At 58.9% G+C, this 5,518-nt stretch carries 3 rRNA genes; all 3 read right to left on the bottom strand.

Annotated features, from left to right (window positions below):
* Positions 1 to 7: 7 nt before the first annotated feature.
* Positions 8 to 124: ribosomal RNA gene (gene rrf / locus KZX45_RS19675) — 5S ribosomal RNA — on the bottom strand.
* 108 nt (positions 125 to 232) lie between these two features.
* Positions 233 to 3,347, bottom strand: a 23S ribosomal RNA gene (locus KZX45_RS19680).
* Between the two features lie 306 nt (positions 3,348 to 3,653).
* Positions 3,654 to 5,180 (bottom strand): 16S ribosomal RNA (locus KZX45_RS19685).
* Together the 16S, 23S and 5S rRNA genes form the textbook arrangement of a ribosomal RNA operon.
* Positions 5,181 to 5,518: the final 338 nt, after the last annotated feature.

Raw genomic sequence — 5,518 nt, forward strand, 5'->3', positions numbered from 1 at the left:
AATGGGTGTTCGGCGGTGTCCTACTCTCCCACACAGTCTCCCGTGCAGTACCATCGGCGCTGAGGGGCTTAGCTTCCGGGTTCGGAATGGGACCGGGCGTTTCCCCCTCGCTATGACCGCCGTAACTCTATGGAGATGTCCGCGGCCGCCCCCCGGGTTTGTCGGGGGGTTGGGGCGTATCTCGGGAACCGCACAGTGGACGCGTAACAATTTTCTTTGACGTAAAAGTGTTGTGGTAAGTTGTCGGCCAATTAGTACCGGTCAGCTCCACGCGTTGCCGCGCTTCCACGTCCGGCCTATCAACCCAGTGGTCTGCTGGGGGCCTTCCCACCTCGAGGGTGGTGGAAACCTCATCTTGAAGCAGGCTTCCCGCTTAGATGCTTTCAGCGGTTATCCCTTCCGAACGTAGCCAACCAGCCATGCTCCTGGCGGAACAACTGGCACACCAGAGGTTCGTCCGTCCCGGTCCTCTCGTACTAGGGACAGCCCTTCTCAAGTTTCCTGCGCGCGCAGCGGATAGGGACCGAACTGTCTCACGACGTTCTAAACCCAGCTCGCGTACCGCTTTAATGGGCGAACAGCCCAACCCTTGGGACCTACTCCAGCCCCAGGATGCGACGAGCCGACATCGAGGTGCCAAACCATGCCGTCGATATGGACTCTTGGGCAAGATCAGCCTGTTATCCCCGGGGTACCTTTTATCCGTTGAGCGACGGCGCTTCCACAAGCCACCGCCGGATCACTAGTTCCGACTTTCGTCCCTGCTCGACCTGTCAGTCTCGCAGTCAAGCTCCCTTGTGCACTTGCACTCGACACCTGATTGCCAACCAGGCTGAGGGAACCTTTGAGCGCCTCCGTTACATTTTAGGAGGCAACCGCCCCAGTTAAACTACCCACCAGGCACTGTCCCTGGTCCGGATCACGGACCGAGGTTAGATGTGCAGTACGACCAGAGTGGTATTTCAACGATGACTCCACACTCACTGGCGTGAATGCTTCACGGTCTCCCACCTATCCTACACAAGCCGTACCGAACACCAATACCAAGCTATAGTAAAGGTCCCGGGGTCTTTCCGTCCTGCTGCGCGTAACGAGCATCTTTACTCGTAGTGCAATTTCGCCGAGTTCGCGGTTGAGACAGCGGAGAAGTCGTTACGCCATTCGTGCAGGTCGGAACTTACCCGACAAGGAATTTCGCTACCTTAGGATGGTTATAGTTACCACCGCCGTTTACTGGGGCTTAAATTCTGAGCTTCGCCTTGCGGCTGACCCGTCCTCTTAACCTTCCAGCACCGGGCAGGCGTCAGTCCGTATACATCGTCTTGCGACTTCGCACGGACCTGTGTTTTTAGTAAACAGTCGCTTCTCCCTGGTCTCTGCGGCCCGGAAGGGCTAGCCAGCTAGTGGCCTCACCCCCCAGGCCCCCCTTCTCCCGAAGTTACGGGGGCATTTTGCCGAGTTCCTTAACCACGATTCTCTCGATCGCCTTGGTATTCTCTACCTGACCACCTGAGTCGGTTTAGGGTACGGGCGGCTAGTCCCTCGCGTCGAGGCTTTTCTTGGCAGCATAGGATCACCCTGCTTCCCCCGTACGGGGTCACTGTCGGACCTGAGGCTTGTATGGGGTGCGGATTTGCCTGCACCCCGCCCTGCATCCTTAGACGTGCATTGCCATTAAGCACGCGGTGGCTACCTGTCTGCGTCACCCCTGTTAACACGCTTACCTACTACCGGATCGGGTCCCACGCGCGGGCCGCCGGTGCCTCCCGAAGGAGACGGTGGCGACCGTTGGGTGGTTAGCATCACCGGGCTCGGTATGGTCGGTCCTTCGCCGGTACGGGAATATCAACCCGTTGTCCATCGACTACGCCTGTCGGCCTCGCCTTAGGTCCCGACTTACCCAGGGCGGATTAACCTGGCCCTGGAACCCTTGGTCATTCGGCGGACGGGTTTCTCACCCGTCATTCGCTACTCATGCCTGCATTCTCACTCGTGTGGGATCCACCACTGGGTCACCCCGCAGCTTCACCTCCCACACGACGCTCCCCTACCCACCCGCGCCCCTGAACACCCCTCGAAGGGGGTGCTGGGGTCATGCGCGGATGCCACGGCTTCGGCGGTGTGCTTGAGCCCCGCTAAATTGTCGGCGCAGAATCACTTGACCAGTGAGCTATTACGCACTCTTTCAAGGGTGGCTGCTTCTAAGCCAACCTCCTGGTTGTCTGTGCAACTCCACATCCTTTCCCACTTAGCACACGCTTGGGGGCCTTAGCCGGTGGTCTGGGCTGTTTCCCTCTCGACCACGAACCTTATCGCCCGCAGTCTCACTGCCATGCTCTCACTTACCGGCATTCGGAGTTTGGTTGACGTCAGTAACCTTGTAGGGCCCATCGGCCATCCAGTAGCTCTACCTCCGGCAAGAAACACATGACGCTGCACCTAAATGCATTTCGGGGAGAACCAGCTATCACGGAGTTTGATTGGCCTTTCACCCCTACCCACAGGTCATCCCCTCAGTTTTCAACCTAAGTGGGTTCGGTCCTCCACACGCTCTTACACGTGCTTCAACCTGCCCATGGGTAGATCACTCCGCTTCGGGTCTAGAGCACGCGACTCAACCGCCCTGTTCGGACTCGCTTTCGCTACGGCTTCCCCACACGGGTTAACCTCGCCACATGCCACTAACTCGCAGGCTCATTCTTCAAAAGGCACGCCGTCACCCCAGCCAAGGAGGCTCCGACGGATTGTAAGCATCCGGTTTCAGGTACTATTTCACTCCCCTCCCGGGGTACTTTTCACCTTTCCCTCACGGTACTAGTCCGCTATCGGTCACCAGGTAGTATTTAGGCTTACCAAGTGGTCTTGGCAGATTCACACGGGATTTCACGGGCCCCGTGCTACTCGGGATACCTGCAAGGAGGCCACGGCGTTTCGTCTACGGGGGTCTCACCCACTGTGCCCGGCCTTCCCAGACCGTTCGACTACACCGCGACTTTCTCACTCCCCACCAGACCGGCAGATCTGGCAAGCAGGTCCCACGACCCCGAGGGTGCAACGCCCGCCGGCTATCACACACCCCCGGTTTAGCCTCATCCGCTTTCGCTCGCCACTACTCACGGAATATCTCTTCCTGTGGGTACTGAGATGTTTCACTTCCCCACGTTCCCCCCACACGCCCTATATATTCAGGCGCGGGTAACCAGACATGACTCTGGCCGGGTTTCCCCATTCGGACACCCTCGGATCACAGCTCGTTTGCCAGCTCCCCGAGGCTTATCGCAGGCTACAACGTCCTTCTTCGGCTCCTGGTGCCAAGGCATCCACCGAATGCTCTTAAAAACTTGACCACAAAAGATCAAAGATGCTCGCGTCCACTGTACAGTTCTCAAGCTACGCACCGACACCCCCACCACCACCCCACAGGGCGGATCGGAAGGCACGGCCACCAGAGCAAAACAGACAACACCCGACCCCACCCGCCCACAACGGGACGGGCGACGCCGGGGGCCTGTTCCCTCAGGACCCAACAGCATGCACAAGTTCCTGACGTTCCACCCGTGAGCGAACCACCCCGGACACGTTCGGCCCGGGCGCGGCCACCAGGCACCACCAGATCCCCACGAACGAGGGGCGGCACCGAATGAGCTCCTTAGAAAGGAGGTGATCCAGCCGCACCTTCCGGTACGGCTACCTTGTTACGACTTCGTCCCAATCGCCAGTCCCACCTTCGACGGCTCCCCCCACAAGGGTTGGGCCACCGGCTTCGGGTGTTACCGACTTTCGTGACGTGACGGGCGGTGTGTACAAGGCCCGAGAACGTATTCACCGCAGCGTTGCTGATCTGCGATTACTAGCGACTCCGACTTCATGGGGTCGAGTTGCAGACCCCAATCCGAACTGAGACCGGCTTTTTGGGATTCGCTCCACCTTACGGCATCGCAGCCCTTTGTACCGGCCATTGTAGCATGCGTGAAGCCCAAGACATAAGGGGCATGATGATTTGACGTCGTCCCCACCTTCCTCCGAGTTGACCCCGGCAGTCTCCCATGAGTCCCCGGCATAACCCGCTGGCAACACAGGACAAGGGTTGCGCTCGTTGCGGGACTTAACCCAACATCTCACGACACGAGCTGACGACAACCATGCACCACCTGTACACCGACCTTGCGGGGCGCCCATCTCTGGACGTTTCCGGTGTATGTCAAGCCTTGGTAAGGTTCTTCGCGTTGCATCGAATTAATCCGCATGCTCCGCCGCTTGTGCGGGCCCCCGTCAATTCCTTTGAGTTTTAGCCTTGCGGCCGTACTCCCCAGGCGGGGCACTTAATGCGTTAGCTGCGGCACGGAACCCGTGGAATGGGTCCCACACCTAGTGCCCAACGTTTACGGCATGGACTACCAGGGTATCTAATCCTGTTCGCTCCCCATGCTTTCGCTCCTCAGCGTCAGTAACGGCCCAGAGACCCGCCTTCGCCACCGGTGTTCCTCCTGATATCTGCGCATTCCACCGCTACACCAGGAATTCCAGTCTCCCCTACCGCACTCTAGTCTGCCCGTACCCACTGCAGGCGCGAGGTTGAGCCTCGCGTTTTCACAGCAGACGCGACAAACCGCCTACGAGCTCTTTACGCCCAATAATTCCGGACAACGCTTGCGCCCTACGTATTACCGCGGCTGCTGGCACGTAGTTAGCCGGCGCTTCTTCTGCAGGTACCGTCAACCCGAAGGCCTTCTCCCCTGCTGAAAGAGGTTTACAACCCGAAGGCCGTCATCCCTCACGCGGCGTCGCTGCATCAGGCTTGCGCCCATTGTGCAATATTCCCCACTGCTGCCTCCCGTAGGAGTCTGGGCCGTGTCTCAGTCCCAGTGTGGCCGGTCACCCTCTCAGGCCGGCTACCCGTCGTCGCCTTGGTAGGCCATCACCCCACCAACAAGCTGATAGGCCGCGAGCCCATCCCCAACCGACACAGTCTTTCCACACCCCACCATGCGGCAGGGCGTCATATCCGGTATTAGCCACGATTTCCCGAGGTTATCCCGAAGTCAGGGGCAGGTTGCTCACGTGTTACTCACCCGTTCGCCACTAATCAGACCCAGCAAGCTGGGCCCTCATCGTTCGACTTGCATGTGTTAAGCACGCCGCCAGCGTTCGTCCTGAGCCAGGATCAAACTCTCCGTGAAAAACAAACGCCGACACCGACCCCCAAGGGTCGACCCCGACAATCCATACGGAGCAAACCCCCCACCCACCCCCGAAAGAGCAGACAAGGAGCCAATCCAGGCATCACACCCAGCCCCGACGAGGCAGGACCAGGCACGTATACCAAAACAAAACAAAAACCCCAGGCACCACCAACCAGGAACCAGCCCGAAGACCAGCCCAAGAAAAGCGACACCCAGAATCAAATGGCATCAAAAACTTGGCACACTGTTGAGTTCTCAAAGAACAGACACACACCAGCAAGACCCGGGAAAACCCACTCCCGAACCCCCACCGGGGCAACCTCTCTAACCTAACC

The organism is Georgenia sp. EYE_87, from assembly GCF_023148685.1.
Taxonomy (GTDB): domain Bacteria; phylum Actinomycetota; class Actinomycetes; order Actinomycetales; family Actinomycetaceae; genus Georgenia.